Annotated in this window: 12 protein-coding genes; 7 read left to right on the forward strand and 5 right to left on the reverse strand. The window is 40.7% G+C overall.

Annotated features, from left to right (window positions below):
- Positions 1-44: 44 nt before the first annotated feature.
- A complete protein-coding gene (locus ACE1CA_RS11170) occupies positions 45-992 on the reverse strand; it encodes a DALR anticodon-binding domain-containing protein (protein ID WP_413281888.1) in 948 nt (315 codons plus the stop codon).
- A 274-nt stretch (positions 993-1,266) separates the two neighbouring features.
- Here ACE1CA_RS11170 and ACE1CA_RS11175 point away from each other — a divergent pair, with 274 nt between their 5' ends.
- Complete coding sequence (locus ACE1CA_RS11175) at positions 1,267-1,998, forward strand: Crp/Fnr family transcriptional regulator (RefSeq protein WP_413281887.1); 732 nt, start codon at positions 1,267-1,269, stop codon at positions 1,996-1,998.
- 129 nt (positions 1,999-2,127) lie between these two features.
- Here ACE1CA_RS11175 and ACE1CA_RS11180 read toward each other — a convergent pair whose 3' ends face one another.
- The 4 genes from ACE1CA_RS11180 to ACE1CA_RS11195 all read right to left on the reverse strand — a co-directional run bounded on the left by ACE1CA_RS11180 (position 2,128) and on the right by ACE1CA_RS11195 (position 8,270).
- Positions 2,128-4,524 (reverse strand): sensor histidine kinase, encoded by a 2,397-nt coding sequence (locus ACE1CA_RS11180; RefSeq protein ID WP_413281886.1) that lies wholly within the window; start codon positions 4,522-4,524, stop codon positions 2,128-2,130.
- 190 nt (positions 4,525-4,714) lie between these two features.
- Positions 4,715-5,758: a PstS family phosphate ABC transporter substrate-binding protein gene (locus ACE1CA_RS11185; protein WP_413281885.1), complete on the reverse strand. Its 1,044-nt coding sequence runs from the start codon at positions 5,756-5,758 to the stop codon at positions 4,715-4,717.
- A 35-nt stretch (positions 5,759-5,793) separates the two neighbouring features.
- Positions 5,794-7,203, reverse strand: coding sequence for a protein kinase domain-containing protein (locus ACE1CA_RS11190; protein WP_413281884.1), 1,410 nt, complete (start codon positions 7,201-7,203; stop codon positions 5,794-5,796).
- 41 nt (positions 7,204-7,244) lie between these two features.
- Positions 7,245-8,270, reverse strand: coding sequence for a LysR family transcriptional regulator (locus ACE1CA_RS11195; RefSeq protein ID WP_413281883.1), 1,026 nt, complete (start codon positions 8,268-8,270; stop codon positions 7,245-7,247).
- 205 nt (positions 8,271-8,475) lie between these two features.
- Here ACE1CA_RS11195 and ACE1CA_RS11200 point away from each other — a divergent pair, with 205 nt between their 5' ends.
- The 6 genes from ACE1CA_RS11200 (at position 8,476) to ACE1CA_RS11225 (ending at position 19,192) form a co-directional block, all read left to right on the forward strand.
- Positions 8,476-9,189 carry an NnrU family protein gene (locus ACE1CA_RS11200; RefSeq protein ID WP_486517762.1) on the forward strand — a complete coding sequence of 238 codons (714 nt, stop codon included), beginning with the start codon at positions 8,476-8,478 and terminating at the stop codon, positions 9,187-9,189.
- Positions 9,190-9,553: 364 nt separating this feature from the next.
- Positions 9,554-9,925, forward strand: a complete 372-nt coding sequence (locus tag ACE1CA_RS11205; protein WP_413281882.1) for a thioredoxin family protein — start codon at positions 9,554-9,556, stop codon at positions 9,923-9,925.
- Positions 9,926-10,220: 295 nt separating this feature from the next.
- Positions 10,221-12,308 carry an NAD(P)H-quinone oxidoreductase subunit 5 gene (locus tag ACE1CA_RS11210; RefSeq protein WP_413281881.1) on the forward strand — a complete coding sequence of 696 codons (2,088 nt, stop codon included), beginning with the start codon at positions 10,221-10,223 and terminating at the stop codon, positions 12,306-12,308.
- Between the two features lie 342 nt (positions 12,309-12,650).
- On the forward strand, positions 12,651-14,246 hold the full coding sequence (gene ndhD1, locus ACE1CA_RS11215) for a photosynthetic/respiratory NAD(P)H-quinone oxidoreductase subunit D1 (RefSeq protein ID WP_413281880.1): 1,596 nt from the start codon (positions 12,651-12,653) through the stop codon (positions 14,244-14,246).
- Between the two features lie 118 nt (positions 14,247-14,364).
- Complete coding sequence (locus tag ACE1CA_RS11220) at positions 14,365-16,887, forward strand: ATP-binding protein (protein WP_413281879.1); 2,523 nt, start codon at positions 14,365-14,367, stop codon at positions 16,885-16,887.
- A gap of 34 nt (positions 16,888-16,921) precedes the next feature.
- A complete protein-coding gene (locus tag ACE1CA_RS11225; RefSeq protein WP_413281878.1) occupies positions 16,922-19,192 on the forward strand; it encodes an ATP-binding protein in 2,271 nt (756 codons plus the stop codon).
- Positions 19,193-19,210: the final 18 nt, after the last annotated feature.

Consider the following 19,210-nt stretch of genomic DNA (forward strand, 5'->3'; position numbering starts at 1 on the left):
TTCCAGTCTGAGGGGCAATTTACACATTTGGGATGCTCCCCCAACTACAACTCCATAGGTGCGGAAACACCCAAATAATCTTCTAACAAAAGTTGCAGCATTACTTGGGTAGCCATGAGTAAACCCAACCTTGCTTGTGCTAGTTCTGGCGTTTCTGCTTGTACCTCTCCCCAGATGCGGCATTGGCGATAAAAGTTTTCCCAACAGAGGCTAATTTCTTGAGCGAGTTTTTCCCAGTTGAACTTTTTTGCTGATTCAGAACAGTAAAGAGCATCTAAAGCTGAGAATAGCTGAGAAATTAAACTGCGTTCTGCCGGATCAGTTAATCGCAATTGTCCCATTTCATTTAACCAGGGAATCGCGTCAGGTGCGATCGCTCCCCATTTCCCCTCCCGTTGAGCCAACCGCAGCAGCGAACAACAACGGGCATGAGCATATTGCACAGGAAAAAGGGACTGGGAACTGGGGACTGGGGACAAGGGGACAAGGGGATAATTTAATCCTCCTCTGCTCCTCCCGGCTAAACTCTGCAACCAAGTCGCGATTCCTAAATCAGTTAGTTGTAAGTGCAGCCAACCAGGAGGAATTACTTTGAGCGTGCAATATTGTTTTGGGTCGTCAGACAATTCTTGACTAGATAAGTAAGAAAAGCAATCTGCAATTTGAGTAGCAATATCTATTGGTGATGTGCGCCAAGTTTGGGACACTTGGAAAGCGATCGGGCAATTGTAAACTACTAATGTATCCTTCTGTACTCTTGTCAAAGAAAGATTACCTTTTGTAACTATTTTTTCTGTAATCTGACTACATTTTTTTTCTGATTTTGAAGTATAAATATCATTCTTTTGATTGTTGTGGTTTTGTACCTCATTCCAAAGTAGGATAGGTATTAAACTTTGCTGATGTGCTACTGTATTAATTGTTCTTTGCAGCCAGAACAGCAGAAACCGCTTAACTGTAGGGAACCTGGTAGTTAATAAACTCTGATTCATGAACGCTCAATCCCCCAGCCAATTTAGCTCTCTTTTTTTGCCATCTGTCTACAGATAGAGATTGCATAAAATATAACAAATTCAAAAGTCAAATTACAGATTGATTAATAAATTATAAAGTATCCTTTATTACTTTAAAAATCTAGTAAAACTTATATAAAGATAGTATGAATCAAGCTTGGTTAAATGAGTTAAATTTGACCAAGCTTGAACAGTAAAATCTCCCCAATGATAAAGGTAAAAAAAATACACTCTTTAGTTGACACTCAAAGCTATGCTCCCACAATCTGTTTCTTTAGAACCAAACAATTTAAATCCAGAAGCACTGCGTCCTGAACCAGCACGCCCCTTTCTAACATGGCAGCGCATTCTTGACTGGGCTAACGAACATTATCGTTGCCGGACTTTTAGCAAAGATGAAAAAATTCCGGCTCGTCCGGGATTACTTTACTTAGTGCAGCGAGGTGCAGTGCGAATGGTAGGGGTTGCTCAAGTTAGCGCTACTCATCGCAATCAAGGTACTCGCGCTGTCGCTAATCTGAACCAGGAAGAAGCTTTTTTAGGTTTCATTGGTGCGGGACAACCCTTCGAGATTGTAGCTCAATCGCCTTTTACTTTGCATAGTTATGCTCACATCGACCAAACTTCGGTAATCTGGATGTATTGGCATGATTTAGATAATTGGCCTCATTTTCGCCGGGAAGTATTGGACGCATTTCGCTATCAACACCAACGGAAACTGTTGTGGTTAAGTACTTTGGGACAACGCCGGACGATCGACCGTCTCTTAGGATTCCTCACATTATTAATAGAAGAATACGGCGAACCAGCAGAACAAGGTTACAGTTTACCTTGGACATTAACTCACGCTCAAATCGGTAGTGCGATCGGTTCCACTCGCGTCACCGTTACTCGCCTCATGGGTAAACTACGGCAACGGGGATTAATCGTCACCCAAGATGACAACCTCATCTGTTTGCCTGCGGATACAGCATTACGTCGGTAAAGGGTTTAGTTAGCAGGATATTTTGATGAGGGAAGGGAACTTTAGAAAGTTATGGGTTTTAAGTTTTAAGCTTTAAGCTTTAAGTTGAAAAGGCAATTTAACTCGAAACTCATAACTCACCATTCAAAACTAATCCCTTTGCCCTCCATCCCCTTCATAACTCAATTCATAAGCTGAAGAAGATGCAGTAAACAGCGGCATTTGCAATGTAAAACTGGCACCTTTTCCTAAGCAGGATTTTAGGGTAATCGATCCGCCATGAAGTTCTGCTAATTTCCGGGCGATCGCTAAACCTAAACCAGTTCCCGAAAATTGCCGTGATAAAGAAGTGTGAATCTGAGAAAAGGGAGAAAATAGTTTTACTTGATCTCTCGGAGCGATCCCAATACCCGTATCCCAAACAGTAAAATTTACCTTTTCAGTAGTGCAATTACTATTGTTAAAAGTTTCGTAAGAACGGTAAACTTTTAAACCAACGCTTCCTTTTGGCGTAAACTTCACCGCATTACTGAGTAAGTTAATTAAAATTTGTTTTAGGCGAATTGGATCGGCTACTAAGTACTCTAAATCGTCAGCTATTTCTACTTCTAAAGATAGACCTTGAGCGATCGCTTTTTCCCGGATTAAATCAACTACATTTTCTATTATTTCATGAATAAACACAATTTGCGGGTCTAACTCCAAACGTCCCGCTTCAATGCGAGACATATCGAGAATATCATTAATCAATTCCAGCAAATACTGACCGCTACCATAAATTCGATTCACATATTCCTTTTGCTTAAGGTTGAGTTTACCAAAACATTCTTCTAGCAACACACTAGAAAACCCCAAAATTGCCGTTAAAGGTGTGCGTAACTCATGACTAGTATTGGCAATAATTTCTCCTTTCACCCGATTTAAAGTTGACAATTCTTGGTTTTTGGCTTCTAAAAGTTGCAACTGACGAGATTGGCGAATTGCTAAGGTACATTGACTCGCTACTTGCTCAATCAAAATAATTTCATCTTGACTAAAATGATGGAATTCAGACTGCAATAAAGCAATTGCGCCGATTAAACCTTGAGTATCCCAAATCGGACTAATCAACACTATATTTATTGTTGTTGCAGGTTGATTTTTAAGTGTAATTGAGCCTAAATAGGTTTTTCCCACTAACAATGCAGCACGACAATTTGCTGGTAACTCATCCAGTGAAAGGCGTTTTCCTACTAATGAGAGTTCGTTGTTAATATTAGAAGATCGCTCATTTTTAAAATACTCATGCTCTACTTCTAAAATTTCTTCGGTTGCTTGGAACAGCATCGCACAACAACCATCAATTTCTAAAGCTGTTACTAAACCTTCCACAGCTGTTTGGAGAACTTGATCTTCAGTCAGTTCGTGGCGAAGTGACACTGTTAACTTACGAATTAATTGCTCAAATTGTAGCGATCGATTTAAAGTCTGCGTCCGTTCTTTCACCCTTTCTTCTAATTCTTGGGTGTAAGCTTGCAATTGTTGTACCAAACTTGCTTGTTCAAAAGCGATCGCCATTTGATTTGCCACCGCTTGCATCAATTGTCTTTCATCTTCCGTCCATTTTCTAGGTACGCGACACTGATGCACAATCAACAAACCCCAAAGTTTCCCTCGATCCAACTCCCAAGAATTATCTTTTCGTTGTTGAATCGCTGCTACCATAATACTTCGCACCTCCATTTGTTCGAGCATTTTTCGATAACATTCCGACAATTCTTCAGTGCGAATATCTATGCTATGCCAAAGTCTACCTTGACTATAAGCTTGTAAATAACGTTGAGGAATACATTCAGCTGGAAAACTTTGTCCTTTAATTGATTTATATGCTGGGTTTACTGCTTCTGATGTACAAATTCCACTAGCATCTGCTTGCAATTGATATGCTAATACGCGATCGGCATTCAAAGCACTTTGTAACTTTCTCACCCCAATTTCCAAAATCTTAGGAAAATTAAAAGTACTGCGAATAGTTGCCGCAATCTCGCTTAGTAATGCTTCTCGTTCCCGTCTTTGTTGAATCTCTTTCTCCGCCTCTAAAATATAACTTAAATCTTTCACAAACACCAACAAATAGCTATCCTCAGCTTCTAAATCTCCCTGCAAAAACATCGTCACTTCCGCCCAGACGATCGCCCCATTACGACAAATAAACCGCTTTTGGCAACAGGATTTTCCCAATAACTCCCCATTAATTAATTGCTCAATAAATTTGATTTCATCCGCAAAATCATCTGGATGGGAAATTGTGCGATAATCTAAACGATGTAACTGTGCTTGCGTATAACCAATTAAATTACTCATCGCTAGATTAGCTTTCAGAATAGCACCATCCAAACTCATATATAAAATGCTGGCTGGTGATTCCCAAAATAAAATCTCTTCTTCTGGAAAGTTTTTCCTCTGAGTCGGAACAGGAAATCGAAAATTGGCAAGTCTTCCCCTTTCCAACTCTTTCCATTCTCGATTTTCCATGTTTAATTCTCCATACACTAACTCAGAAGCCATATTTTTAACTGATGGTAGCGATTGTAACAATAACTATTGCAATTAAACGAATTTGTTAATGAAACTTTGTGCTATCAAAGCTTGACTGTATTAACCCAAGCTTGCTACCAAATCGAACTAATCTCGTTCTCAGGTTGAACCTGGGAACGAAAGAAAGAGGTTGGAGGTGCAAGACGGAGTTACAGAACAACTAACGGATAGGAATAAAACCAGCTTTAGTAATTAATTCTTGACCTTCGCCAGTCAGCAACAAATTAGCGTAAGCTTCACCTGCTTGCCGATCTATTTGACCATTTTGTTTCACAATCACAAACAAATTGCGCGTTAAAGGATATTTACCTTGCTGAAAAGCTGCTTGGTTCAACTGATTGCGTCGAGTTGGACATTGAGACAAAGGTACAAAAGGTTTTTGATAAGGTGCGACAAATTCGCTTTGTTTGCGACCGATCGCTATTGGTTTAATAGTACATTGTGGCACTACCTCTGGTGCAGAAGCAAAATAAATTGACCCAGGAGTACTGGCAATTTTCCGCAAGGCTAGAGTTGTCGTACCAATCAACTCTACATTGGCAGCAAAATTTTCACTTTTAGTAACTTCTTGTAAAAATATATCTACCGATCCGCTAGCATTTTTAGGTCGAGAAAATGGTTTAATAATTAAATCTGGGCCACCTACTTGTTTCCAATTAGTAATTTGACCGTTGTAGATAGACCTTAATTGGTCAATTGTTAATCCTGAAATGTTCAAACTTGGGTTAACAGCTACAGCTATACCATCGATCGCAATACTAATTTGTTGCAAACTAAAACCGCGTTTTTGTGCGAGTTCGTATTCTTTGTCGAGTATTGGTCGAGAAGATTGAGCGATCGCTATTTGACCATCTATTAACATCTTAATTCCAGCAGTGGAACCGGGCGGACTACCAATTGGATCGATATAACGCAGCTTAAATTCAGGTCGCGCCTTTTGGATTTTTGGGTCTACTAATGAGCGAATTGGTGCCCAAGTCGTGCTACCGCCATAGTTAAATAATCCAGAAGGTACGTTTTGAACTTGAGCAAAGTCGTTACTAGAATTTGGGTTTCCAGAGGTGGAATTGTTAGGTTTTGTTTGGCTGAAAATATCAATATTAAAACCCAAATTTTGAGATAACCACCAGGCAACTACACCTAACAACCCTAAAGTAATTAACAGGATAAAAATCAAAGTTATGGTTTCATTTTTTTGAGACATAAGAAACTAGATAATTGGTTGGTAACTATTAACACTTAAAAATTTCGGTAAATCAGTTTGTAAATTAACCGGAATAGAGTAGTAATAGCGATCGCTACCAATCCCACAACAATTGGCACTCCAATTATAAATCCTATACTGTAACTACGCAACAGAAACCAAACCAAAGCTAATGTGAGTCCAGCAATAATTAATAAATCAAACTTTTCAATAATGCGGCGATTTTGAGCAAAAATCAAACCTGCCAAAATCATCACCCATAAGCCTATACTGATACCTGGGGAAATAGGTAAATAACGCAAACATAACAACAACAACCCCCCTTCAAATCCGGTAAATGCTGCTCCTACTAGCACTTCCCACAAGGTAAATCTTGGTTGAGGAGAAGATGGAACTAAAGGGGGTGCAGACTGAGAAATAGTTGGTGGATTTGGTGGTAGTTGAGGTACTGAATTGATTACTTGGGGTTGAATTGGTGCGGAAGTAAATTCGTTGTTGAGTGCTGCTAGTACTTCTGCTGCTGAAGGAAAACGCTGTTGGGGTATAGGTAGCAACATTCGGTCTAAAATACTAGCTAATCGATCGCTCACCTGCACATAATTTCGCCATCGCCATTCACTACTATAAGAATCATATAATTCCTGTGGAGATTTGCCAGTAAGTAAAGTTAAACAAGTAACAGCAAGAGCGTATAAATCTGTCGCTGGGTAAACTTGAGAACCACTCATTTGTTCTGGAGGAGCATATCCCGGAGTATAAATTATTCCCGTTGATTTGTGAGAGATTCCCGAAAGAGGTACGCTGGTTACTTGTTTGACTGCACCAAAATCTAATAAATACAAACGACCTTGACGATCGCGCATAATATTAGAAGGCTTAATATCACGATGAATTGTCCCTTTTTCATGTACAAATTGCAAGACGTGGAGAATTTCCCGCAAAATTTCTTCCACTTCATCTTCCAAAAAATTACCCTTGCGTTTCTGTTCTTCATCCAAAGTTTGACCATTGATAAACTCTTGGACTAAGTAAAAAAATTGGTCTTCTTTTCCCGAAATTCGATTAAGAACACTTAGCTCAAAAAAGGCATATAATTCTGGAATTTGAGGATGTTCATTGCCCAATTGTTCTAAAACTTCTGCTTCCCGTTCAAACAAAATTTGCGCTTTTCGGAGTTGATTAGGAGCTAAGTTTTCTGGAGGACGAAATACTTTTACCACACAACTACGCATAGTTGGAGTATCGCGATCGCGTGCTAAAACTGCCACCCCAAATCCTCCTTTTCCCAACAATTTCCCAGGTAAATAACGATCCCTTAAAATCAACGGCATCCCACAAGCAGTGCAATACTTTTGCGACACTCGTTTAAGAACTGTTAAATCGTCGAGTTCCGCGAAACTATTCACCGGACGGGGACAACCTGAACGAGTGCAGTAAAGTTCCATAAAAGTTAATGGCTCATTGTAGCTTTTAGCAACCGCAAAGGTTATGTGCCATTAGCTGGAAAAATTTTACCAGCTTGGGGCAGCACAACAGTTTTCTGAGAATTAGCAATATTAATTGTTGGTTCTACTACTTCCCTAGTCCATCCCGGCATGGCAAACAGCGGTAAAATTTCATGACTAAAAGCTTCTGCTGCTTTAGAACGGTAACGATGAGGATTAAAAATTACCGACAGCATTCGTTTTACCACCACTTCATCAATATTGGCACGGTGCAGAATTCCCATTTGCAGTTCTTTTTCGATCGCCGAAACTGAAACAAAAGCCGCACCCAAACCCGACTGTACAGCATTTTTAATTGCCTCTATGGAATTAAGTTCCATATCAATTTTCAACCTGCGAGTATCGATACCACAGCGAGTCAACACTTGATCGATTACCTTACGAATAGTTGATTGAGAATCGAGAGCAATAAAACCTAACTTGTACAAGTCATCTTTTTGGATGATTTCCAACTTAGCAAAGGGATGAATCACGGGAATAATTAACGCCAACTCATCCTCTACATAAGGTTGAATTTGCAAAGATTCGTTCAATTCCGAGGGAATTTCGCCACCAATAATTGCCAAATCAACTTGTCCATTTGCCACACTCCAAGCAGTGCGCCTTGTCGAGTGAACGTGCAATTGTACCGACACATCTGGATACCTTTGGCGGAACATTCCGATCATCCGAGGTAACAGATAGGTTCCAGTAGTTTGACTGGCTCCCACGATCAGGGTACCACCTTGGAGATTTTGTAAATCTTCGATCGCTCGACAAGTCTCTTCACAAAGCGAGAGAATTTTTTCGCCGTAGCTCAACAGGAGATACCCTGCTTCTGTTAATTGTGCCCTGCGCCCACCGCGATCGAACAAAGGCACATCCAACTGCCTTTCTAGATTTTGCACCTGTAAACTAACAGCGGGTTGAGAGACATACAGACTATCAGCGGCGCGTTTGAAGCTTCCCTCAGCGGCGATCGCTTTGAGAATACGCAACTGATCTAAAGTGAAAGGAAGGTCGGTCATACGGCTAAACCTGAATGTGAAAAGGAGCCAGAAGACGACAAACCCGGTTAAATTGGGTTTGACTCAAACGCTTAGTTACTAATACAGTTTAGAGATCTTAGGTACAAATATGAAGTAACACCACCCAAGAAAAAGTCTTCTAAGAGTAATTTCTGACATGGTTTGTGCTGTAATTGAATCGATTGATAATTCTTCAAATTCTGTAATGTTATTTACTTGGTTTACGCCCAGTCACGGAATTATCCTGGGACTGTTGTTAAGTTTTGCGATCGCTCACAGTGGATTAGCAGCATTGCGTCCTTGGGGAGAAAAATTAATTGGCCCTAGAATGTACCGCATATTATTTGCCCTCGTCAGCTTACCCCTAGCCACTGTATTAATCATCTACTTTTGTAACCATCGATATGACGGCTTACAGATGTGGCAAGTTCAAGGAATACCGGGAGTAGAACCCTTAGTTTGGGTGTTATCTGCCGTATCCTTCCTCTTTTTGTACCCTGCAACCTTTAACCTGCTGGAAATTGCCGCCATTCAAAAACCAGAAGTACACCTTTACGAAACCGGAATCATACGGATTACCAGACATCCCCAGATGGTCGGACAGATAATCTGGTGCATAGCTCACACCATCTGGATTGGTACCACTTTTACCCTAGTTACGTCAATCGGTTTGATTCTACACCATTGTTTTGGAGTCTGGCACGGGGATCGCCGATTACTAGCCCGTTACGGCGCAGCCTTCACAGCTGTTAAAGAAAGAACTTCGATCGTCCCATTTTTAGCGATCGTCCAAGGCAAACAAACCCTAAAATGGCAAGAATTTCTCCGTCCCGCATACGCAGGCGTAGCCACCTTCGTCCTCCTCCTCTGGTGGGCACATCCCCTCTTGATTAACGCCACCGCTAGGGTTGCTTGGTAAAGGGGACTGGGGACTGGGGAAAGTTTTGAGTTTTGAGTTTTGAGTTTTGAGTTAGGGAAATAGTTCTAAGTTAATGAGCTTCCCAAGAGTCCCAAGATTCTCCCAGTCCCCAGTCCCCAGTCCCTAGTCCCCAGTCCCCAGTCCCCAGTCCCCAGTCCCCAGTCCCTAAAATTCTTAACTCAAAACTCATAACTCAAAACTCATCAATTCAGCCCAGTGCATAGTCTCCTGGCACTTCTACAGGATTCATTGATCCCCGAACCTTAAATTGCTTATAAAAACTTCTGAGTCAGACGATCCCGAATCGATGTAGCATGATCCCAAGACAAATAAAAAAAATCTATAAGTTATTATCTTGAGGGTCATGGTACTGTCAGTCAACGAGCGGACATTTACACCAGAAGTTTTAGAGTCTCCCACACCAGTACTAGTTCATTTTTGGGCTCCTTGGTGCGGTTTGTGTCGCCTGATTAACCCCCAATTGACTCGTTTTCAGGCAGAATCGGCAGGAAAGTTTAAATTAGTGGACATTAACGCTGATCAAAACTTTAAACTAGCGAATACATATCGGCTAACCAGCCTGCCCACTATAATTTTGTTTGAAGCAGGTCAGATTCTCTATCGCTTCGAGCACTTTCGAGGTAGAGACGATCTCGACACAGCACTAAAGTTGATTTTGCAAAGCTACACAAAACCAAGCAACTATCAGTTGCTAGAACCACATCTCATGTCATAGTAATTCCTGAACTCGATCGCAGTTTCAAACAGTAACAAGCTACTAGTCTTGAGTGACGATCGAACCATTGCCGGAAAAACTATACAGTGAAAAAACAGTCAAGAATATTACCAAATAGCCTATTTCTAAAGAAAGGTTTTTTGCTGACCAGGCTACCAATGGTATGAATTTTTCCTTAAGCCAACCCGGATTTTCCCGTGTTGGTTATTTTATGGTGAAATGAACCTATCAACTGTGTGTCACAATTGTTCACAGTTTCAGCAAAAAGTTAAGTTATATAAAGTAGGCATCAGTGATGGAACTGATATATCAGTATGCTTGGCTAATACCCGTCTTACCGCTGTTGGGGGCGATGATAGTCGGCATCGGGCTAATTTCATTTAGCAAATTTACCACCCAACTCCGACAGTTAAACGCGGTGTTTATCGTCTCCCTACTGGGAGCCGCCATGACCCTTTCCTTTGCCCTTCTGTGGAGTCAATTTACTGGTCATGCACCCTACACTCAGACTCTAGAGTGGGCATCAGCAGGGAATTTTCATTTGTCGATGGGCTATACGATCGACCACCTAACCGCAGTCATGTTGGTTATTGTCACCACCGTAGCCTTCCTCGTCATGGTCTACACCGACGGCTACATGGCACACGATCCGGGATATGTACGCTTCTATGCTTATCTCAGCTTGTTTAGCTCGTCGATGTTAGGTCTGGTAGTTAGCTCCAACCTTGTGCAAGTTTATATCTTCTGGGAACTCGTGGGGATGTGTTCCTACTTGCTGATAGGTTTTTGGTTCGATCGCAAAGCCGCAGCCGATGCCTGTCAAAAAGCTTTCGTTACCAACCGGGTCGGTGACTTTGGCTTATTGCTAGGTATGCTTGGCTTATACTGGGCAACTAGCAGCTTCGACTTCACCATCATGGGCGAACGTCTACAAGCCAGCGTCGAAACCGGACAATTATCCGCCGCATTAGCCGCCTTATTCGCCATTTTAGTGTTCATGGGGCCAGTGGCAAAATCCGCCCAAGTCCCCCTGCACGTTTGGCTACCAGACGCAATGGAAGGCCCTACCCCCATTTCGGCGTTAATCCACGCCGCAACAATGGTAGCAGCTGGCGTATTCTTAATCGCCCGGATGTACCCCGTGTTTGAAGGCATTCCCGTAGCAATGAATGTCATTGCCTGGACGGGGGCTGTAACCGCGTTCGTGGGGGCAACAACCGCAATTACCCAAAATGACATCAAAAAAGGCTTGGCTTATTCCACCATGTCTCAGCTAGGTTACATGGTGATGGCGATGGGAGTCGGTGCTTACAGCGCTGGACTATTTCACCTCATGACCCACGCTTACTTTAAAGCCATGTTGTTCCTCTGCTCTGGGTCAGTGATTCACGGCATGGAAGGAGTAGTCGGACACGACCCCGCTTATGCTCAAGATATGCGAATGATGGGCGGTTTGCGGAAGTTTATGCCCATTACTGCAATCACCTTTTTGATTGGCACTTTGGCAATTTCCGGGATTCCTCCTTTCGCCGGATTTTGGTCAAAAGACGAGATTTTAGGTTCTACTTTCGCAGCTAATCCAGTTTTGTGGATCGTTGGCTGGTTGACTGCGGGAATCACCGCTTTTTATATGTTCCGAATGTACTTCACTACCTTTGAAGGCAAGTTTCGGGGTAATGAAGCAGGCGTGAAGAACACCATTAAGGCGGAAGTTCTGCAAAGCCAAGGTTTAGTTTTTGGCCCAGGTGCGATGAATCCTCAAGAATTGACGATCGAGGAAGCTAGAGGGCATGATGACCATGAAGCCCATGAAGGTCACGGTCATAGCCATGAACCTCACGAATCACCAATTACCATGACTTTGCCATTAATGATTTTGGCAATTCCTTCGGTGTTAATTGGTTTAGTAGGAACACCTTTCCACAATTACTTTGAAGAATTCATCCATCCAGCGAGTGAGTTAGTTGCCGAAGTACCAGCGGAAGCAGCACAGGAAGGTTTTACAGAGTTCCTGATTATGGCTGGTAGTTCTGTGGGGATTTCCTTGATTGGGATTACTTTGGCTTCGCTGATGTATTTGATGGGTAAAATTGATCCGAGTGCGATCGCAGCCAAGATTCCCTCACTCTACAAAATCTCCAAAAACAAATGGTACTTCGACGAAGTATACGAAGTTCTCTTCGTCCAAGGTAGCCGTCGCCTAGCTAGGGCAGTCATGGAAGTAGACTTAAAAGTAGTAGATGGTGCAGTAAACTTAACAGGTTTAGTCACCCTACTTTCCGGCGAAGGTCTGAAATACTTTGAAACCGGAAGAGCACAGTTCTACGCCCTAATCGTATTCGCCGCTGTTTTAGTCGGCGTTATCGCCTTCAGCGTCACCTAGCAGTGGGGACTGGGGACTGGGGACTGGGGACTGGGGACTGGGGATTGGGAGACTCTTGGGACTCTTGGGACTCTTGGGAAGCTCATTAACTTAGAACTATTTCCCTAACTCAAAACTCAAAACTCAAAACTTCCCCAACTCTTCCCAACTCAAAACTCAAAACTCAAAACTCAAAACTTTCCCCCAGTCCCCAACCCCCAAAACTCTGGAATTAAAACCAAAGAAATAAGCATATTTCGTAACTTAGTAATAAAAATGGTATGGACGAGAGTAGATCTTGTTTTAACCTAAATCAGACGAGATCATTCTTTAAGTTCTAGGAATTTAATAACCTGACTCGCAATGAATACAGCTAATTTTCCTTGGCTGACGACGATCGTACTATTTCCGATCGCAGCATCCCTACTAATCCCCTTCATCCCCGATAAAGAAGGCAAAACAGTACGTTGGTACGCCCTGATTATCGGCTTACTCGATTTTGCCCTGATTTCTTACGCTTTCTACACCGGATACGACTTAAGTAAACCCGGTTTACAACTCTTTGAAAGCTATGCTTGGGTTCCCCAATTAGATTTAAATTGGTCAGTAGGTGCAGATGGGCTCTCTATGCCCCTAATCTTACTCACTGGTTTTATGACTACGCTGGCAACTTTGGCAGCTTGGCCTGTAACCTGGAAACCAAAGCTATTTTACTTTCTGATGCTGGCGATGTACGGTGGGCAAATCGCCGTGTTTGCCGTCCAAGATATGTTGCTGTTCTTCCTAGTGTGGGAATTGGAATTGATTCCAGTTTACCTACTGCTGGCAATCTGGGGCGGGAAAAAGCGTCTTTATGCCGCTACCAAGTTCATCCTCTACACGGCTGGTGGTTCCCTATTTATCTTAATCGCAGCTTTGGCGATGGCGTTCTACGGCGATAACGTTTCTTTCGATATGCGTACCCTCGCCGCTAAAGATTTCGCTATCAACTTCCAATTATGGATGTATGCGGCTTTCTTCATTGCTTACGCCGTCAAACTGCCGATTATTCCTTTCCATACTTGGCTACCCGACGCACATGGCGAAGCTACCGCACCCGTGCATATGTTACTGGCTGGTATTCTCCTGAAAATGGGCGGTTATGCCTTGATTCGGATGAATGCTCAAATGTTGCCTGAAGCCCATGCGGTATTTGCGCCAGTTTTGGTAGTTTTGGGCGTGGTAAATATTATCTACGCTGCTTTGACTTCCTTCGCCCAACGAAACCTAAAACGGAAGATTGCTTACTCTTCAATCTCTCACATGGGATTTGTGACAATTGGGATTGCCTCGTTTACCGATTTAGGTTTGAGTGGGGCAATGTTACAAATGGTTTCTCACGGTTTAATTGGGGCGAGTTTGTTCTTTTTAGTTGGGGCAACTTACGATCGCACTCACACCTTGATGTTAGATGAAATGGGTGGCGTTGGTCAGAAAATGCGGAAGATTTTCTCCATGTGGACTGCCTGTTCTTTGGCATCTTTAGCATTACCGGGAATGAGTGGTTTTGTGGCTGAATTGATGGTATTTGTCGGTTTTGCTACCAGCGATGCTTATAACCCAACTTTCAAGGTAATTATTGTGTTTTTGGCGGCTGTTGGGGTAATTTTGACACCAATTTATCTGCTGTCAATGTTGCGGGAAATCTTCTACGGGCCGGAAAATAAAGAGTTAGTAGAACACGAAGCTTTAATTGATGCGGAACCAAGAGAAGTATTTATCGTCTCTTGTTTGTTGGTGCCCATTATTGGGATTGGTTTCTATCCCAAAATGCTGACGCAAATCTATGATGCAACTACCCAACAACTAACAGCACGTTTACGCGCAGCAGTCCCAACATTAGTGGAAAAACCTCAACCTGTGAATCCTTTGCCAATGGCGCTTCAGAAATTCACTTCTGCACCGAAAATTGGTAATTGAATCACAAACTGATTTCTCAGTAGATTTGCCCCTTTGCAGGGGCTTTTTTGTTTGGTAGAATTATTCACAAATATCAAAAAATTTCTTTGAAAAGATTTAATATATATTATAATAAGCTATGTCACCAAAAGAGCAACGCACAATTTTGATAATTGATGATACGCCACACGATCGCGAAACCTATCGCAGATACTTACAAGCCGATCAAAACAATAGTTATATCATCTTAGAAGAAGAATTGGCAGAAGATGCTCTAATTTTATGTCAAACAAAAACAATAGATGGAATATTGTTAGATTTTTTACTACCAGATTTAAATGGATTAGAATTTTTGGCGCAGTTGCGAATGCAAATAGGTAAAGAATATCCACCAGTAATAATGATTACTGGGCAAGGTAATGAAGCTGTAGCAGCTAAAGCGATTAAAAGTGGTGCTGAAGATTATTTGATTAAACGACAGATTACGCCTGATAGTTTGAGATTAGCAATTAACGCAGCGATCGCAAATACGGAATTACGTCGCCAATTACGCGCTAGTGAAGAGCGTTTTCAGACTTCGGTGGAAAATATGCTAGACTGCTTTGGCATCTACTCAGCAGTAAGAAATGAGTCAGGGCGAATAGTAGATTTTCGGATTGATTATTTGAATGCAGCTGCTTTAGCAAGTAATCGAATGACATCTAAGGATATCGGAAAATTTCTCTGTGAAGTATTTCCTAATAAATATAAAAGTGAATTATTTGCCGAATATTGTCAAGTTGTAGAAACAGGAAAACCTTTAATTAAAGAATCTCAGATTTATTCAGATATTTTTGCTGGTGAATATTTAACTAGATTTTACGATGTCAGGATTAGTAAATTAGGTGATGGAATGGTAGTATGTTGGCGAGATGTTACCGCCCGTCAACAAGCAGAAATAGCTAAACAACAGCAAATAGAACGGGAAAGAATAGTTAATCAAATTGCTCAACAAATCTGGCAATCACTGGATTTAGAACAAGTGCTTAATACTACGGTAACGGAAGTAAGGAAATTTCTGCAAACCGATCGCGTAATCGTTTTCCGTTTACAATCAGATGGCAATGGTGTTGTAGTCACAGAATCTGTTGGTTCTGAGTGGACTTCTATCCTTTATTCAAATATATACGATCCCTGTTTTACAGAAACTTATATTGAATCTTACCATCAGGGATTCGTCACTAGCAAAAGTGATATTTTCAATGCCGGAATTAATCCTTGTCATTTAGAATTATTGAGTAAATTTCAAGTGCGGGCAAACTTAATAGTACCAATTTTACAAGAGGATAAATTATGGGGGTTATTAATTGCTCATCATTGTGCAACAGCGCGAGAATGGCAACTTTCAGAAATTGCTTTACTTCAGCAGTTAGCGACTCAAGTGGGGATTGCGATTAAGCAATCAGAACTTTATCAAAAAATGTGCAATGAATTAATAGAACGTCAACGAACTGAGACGGCATTACGGCAAAGTGAGGCACTGTTTCGCGGTGTATTTGAATCAAATATAATTGGCATTTTATTCTGGGATAATGAGGGGAAAATATGGGATACTAACGAAAGTTTTTGCCGGATGATTGGCTATAGTCGAGAAGAGTTGCTGACAGAAAAAATTTACTATCAGAATATTACACCGCCAGAATATCAAGAGTTAGATGCGGAGAAATTGGAGTGTTTACAAAAAATGGGTTACTGTACGCCGTTTACTAAAGAATATATCTGTAAAAATGGTAAACGTTTACCTATTTTATTAGCTGTTGCTTATCTACCTGAATCTAAGGATAAAGGAGTGGCTTTTGTACTAGATATTAGCGAGCAAAAGCAGTTAGAACAAGAACGAGAAAAGCTGTTATTAGAAGCACAAGCGGCGCGTGAGGAAGCAGAAATAGCTAATCGCACTAAAGATAAATTTTTAGCGATCGTATCTCATGAATTGCGTTCTCCGCTTACCGCTATTCTCGGTTGGGCAAACTTGCTGAGAACTCGAAAGTTAGACCATACAACAATTACAAATGCACTGGAAACAATTGAACGTAATGCTAAAATCCAAAACAAAATAATTGACGATTTATTAGATATTTCGCGGGTGATTCGGGGCAATTTACAGATATCTCTCAATCCAGTTAATGTGGCTAATGTGATTGAAATAACTGTTAATAATATGCAATTGTCGGCGGAAGAAAAAAATATTAGTTTAGAGACAAAGATTGCAGATAAAAATGTGCAAATACTGGGAGATGCTAATCGATTGCAGCAAATTATTAATAATTTATTGACTAATGCCATTAAATTTACTCCTGATGGTGGCAGAGTAAAGGTGGAACTTTCACTAATCGCCAAGCAAGAAGAAGGAAGCTCAACTATTTTGAAAAATGGTTATGTACAAATTCAAGTTACGGATACAGGAAAAGGAATTAGTGCAGATTTTTTACCTCATGTTTTTGAGTCGTTCCGTCAAGAAAATAGCAATAGTAACTGCTCTAAAGATGGGATAGGTTTAGGATTAGCGATCGTATATAATTTAGTTGAACTACACAACGGAACTGTCACTGCTGCTAGTCCCGGAGAAGGAAAAGGTGCGACTTTTACAGTAACATTCCCACTTTTTCCAGATGAAAATTGAGCGAAGATAATTGCTGAAAATAAAGATTAACAATATGATAATTACTCCCAAAACAGTTGACTTAACTAATTGCGATCGCGAACCAATTCACATTCCTGGTTCAATTCAACCTCATGGTTTCATGTTAATTTTGCAAGAACCAGAACTAAAAATAATTCAGGTTAGCGAAAATACAGCCGAATTTATTGGTAAACAGCCAGAAAAATTATTAAACACTTACTTAGAAAATTTACTTAATTCTCAGCAAATAGAAGTTATAAAAGAATGCTTGAAATCAGATTTTGAAACTATTAATCCTTTAAAATTAACCTGGAAAAACAAAACAAAATCTGTTCTATTTGATGCGATCGTTCATCGCTTTGACGGCGTTTTATTTTTGGAATTAGAGCCAGCAAAAACAAAAAAAAATCCTGACTTTTTCGGATTTTATCATTTAGTTCGAGGGACAATTAGCAAACTACAAAACACATCAAAATTGTCAGAGATGTGTAACGTTATTGTTAGCGAAGTGAGAAAAATTACGGAATTCGATCGGGTAATGGTATATCAATTTGATACCACAGGCGCAGGAACCGTAATTGCCGAAGCAAAACGAGAAGATTTGACACCTTTTTTAGGTTTGCGCTATCCCGCATCCGATATTCCCAAACAAGCTAAACAACTTTACACTTACAATTGGTTGCGGTTAATTCCCGATGCTAACTATCAACCTGTTCCCCTAATTCCGCAGCTAAATTCCCTGACTAATTCTGCGACAAATTTAAGTTTCTCCGTCCTTCGCAGCGTATCGCCAATTCATATTAACTACCTTCATAATATGGGTGTTGTGGCATCAATGTCCATTTCATTAATTAAAAACAAAAAACTTTGGGGTTTAATCGCTTGTCACCATGAATCTATTAAACATCTTAGCTATGAAATCCGAACAGCTTGCGAATTTTTAGGTCAGGTTGTGTCGTGGGAATTAATAGGAAAAGAAGAAAACGAAGACCTAGATTATAAAATTAAATTAAAATCGATTCTGAGTAAATTTATGGAATCGATTCCTCAAAATAAGGATTTTGTAGATGGTTTAATTCAATCAGAAACAGATTTGTTAAACTTAACTAGTGCTGGGGGAGTGGCGATTTGCCAGAACGATCGATGGGTAGCGATCGGACAAACTCCAGAAATTTCCGAATTAGAAAATTTACTTGAATGGATTGAAAGCAAGATACCAGGAAATTTATTTCACACCGATGCTTTATCTAAAGAGTATCCAGAAGCCGAAAAATATCAGAAAATTGTCAGCGGAGTAATCGCCTTAGCAATCTCAAAAGTTAATCGTAATTATATCTTCTGGTTTCGTCCCGAAGTAATTCAAACAGTCAACTGGGGTGGTAATCCTAACAAACCCGTAGAAGTACAAGAAGATAATATTTTGCATCTTTCTCCCCGTAAATCTTTCGCCCTTTGGCAAGAAACAGTAAAAGGCAAATCTTTAGCGTGGAAACCTTGCGAAATTGAAGCAGTTTTAGAACTGCGGAGTGCCATTGTGGGAATTGTTTTGCGTCGCGCCGATGAACTAGCGAAAATTAACGTAGAGTTAGAACGTAGCAATAACGAACTAGATGCTTTTGCTTACATCGCTTCTCACGATCTAAAAGAACCATTACGGGGAATTCATAATTACGCTAGTTTCTTAATAGAAGATTATGCCGATGTTTTGCATGAAGAAGGAGTTTCAAAATTAGAAACTTTAGTTCGTCTGACACAGCGGATGGAAGATTTGATCGATTCCTTACTACATTTTTCACGACTGGGACGAGTAGCATTAGCTTGGCAAGAAACCGATTTGAATGATTTAGTTAGAAGTGTAATTGATGTGTTGAAATTGAGTTTGCCAATGTCTAATATAGAAATTCGTATACCTCGACCTTTACCAAGAATAAAATGCGATCGCATCCAAATCAGCGAAGTTTTTAGTAACCTACTCAGTAATGCCATCAAATATAACGATCGCACCGAAAAATGGATAGAAATTGGCTTTTTAGATTTTGAGAATCACTTTCGTAATAATACGGAAGATGCGTCAGAAGTAACGATTACTTTATACGTCCGCGATAACGGTATAGGTATTCGCGAGTATCATCACGAAAATATCTTTCGGATTTTCAAACGTTTGCATGGGCCAAAAAAATATGGTGGTGGAACAGGCGCAGGTTTAACCATTGCCAAGAAAATTGTTGAGCGACATGGCGGTAAAATTTGGGTAGAGTCTACCTTTGGTGAAGGCAGTACTTTTTACTTTACCTTGCCAAGCTAAGCTCACCACTCGCTAAAA

This window comes from Floridaenema evergladense BLCC-F167 (genome assembly GCF_041929205.2).
GTDB classification, from domain to species: Bacteria; Cyanobacteriota; Cyanobacteriia; order Cyanobacteriales; family Aerosakkonemataceae; genus Floridanema; species Floridanema evergladense.

Coding starts and splice junctions, on each gene's coding strand:
- ACE1CA_RS11170 (WP_413281888.1), bottom strand. CDS start 992: ATGAATCAGAGTTTATTAACTACCAGGTTCCCTACAGTTAAGCGGTTT.
- ACE1CA_RS11175 (WP_413281887.1), top strand. CDS start 1,267: ATGCTCCCACAATCTGTTTCTTTAGAACCAAACAATTTAAATCCAGAA.
- ACE1CA_RS11180 (WP_413281886.1), bottom strand. CDS start 4,524: ATGGCTTCTGAGTTAGTGTATGGAGAATTAAACATGGAAAATCGAGAA.
- ACE1CA_RS11185 (WP_413281885.1), bottom strand. CDS start 5,758: ATGTCTCAAAAAAATGAAACCATAACTTTGATTTTTATCCTGTTAATT.
- ACE1CA_RS11190 (WP_413281884.1), bottom strand. CDS start 7,203: ATGGAACTTTACTGCACTCGTTCAGGTTGTCCCCGTCCGGTGAATAGT.
- ACE1CA_RS11195 (WP_413281883.1), bottom strand. CDS start 8,270: ATGACCGACCTTCCTTTCACTTTAGATCAGTTGCGTATTCTCAAAGCG.
- ACE1CA_RS11200 (WP_486517762.1), top strand. CDS start 8,476: ATGTTATTTACTTGGTTTACGCCCAGTCACGGAATTATCCTGGGACTG.
- ACE1CA_RS11205 (WP_413281882.1), top strand. CDS start 9,554: ATGGTACTGTCAGTCAACGAGCGGACATTTACACCAGAAGTTTTAGAG.
- ACE1CA_RS11210 (WP_413281881.1), top strand. CDS start 10,221: ATGGAACTGATATATCAGTATGCTTGGCTAATACCCGTCTTACCGCTG.
- ndhD1 (WP_413281880.1), top strand. CDS start 12,651: ATGAATACAGCTAATTTTCCTTGGCTGACGACGATCGTACTATTTCCG.
- ACE1CA_RS11220 (WP_413281879.1), top strand. CDS start 14,365: ATGTCACCAAAAGAGCAACGCACAATTTTGATAATTGATGATACGCCA.
- ACE1CA_RS11225 (WP_413281878.1), top strand. CDS start 16,922: ATGATAATTACTCCCAAAACAGTTGACTTAACTAATTGCGATCGCGAA.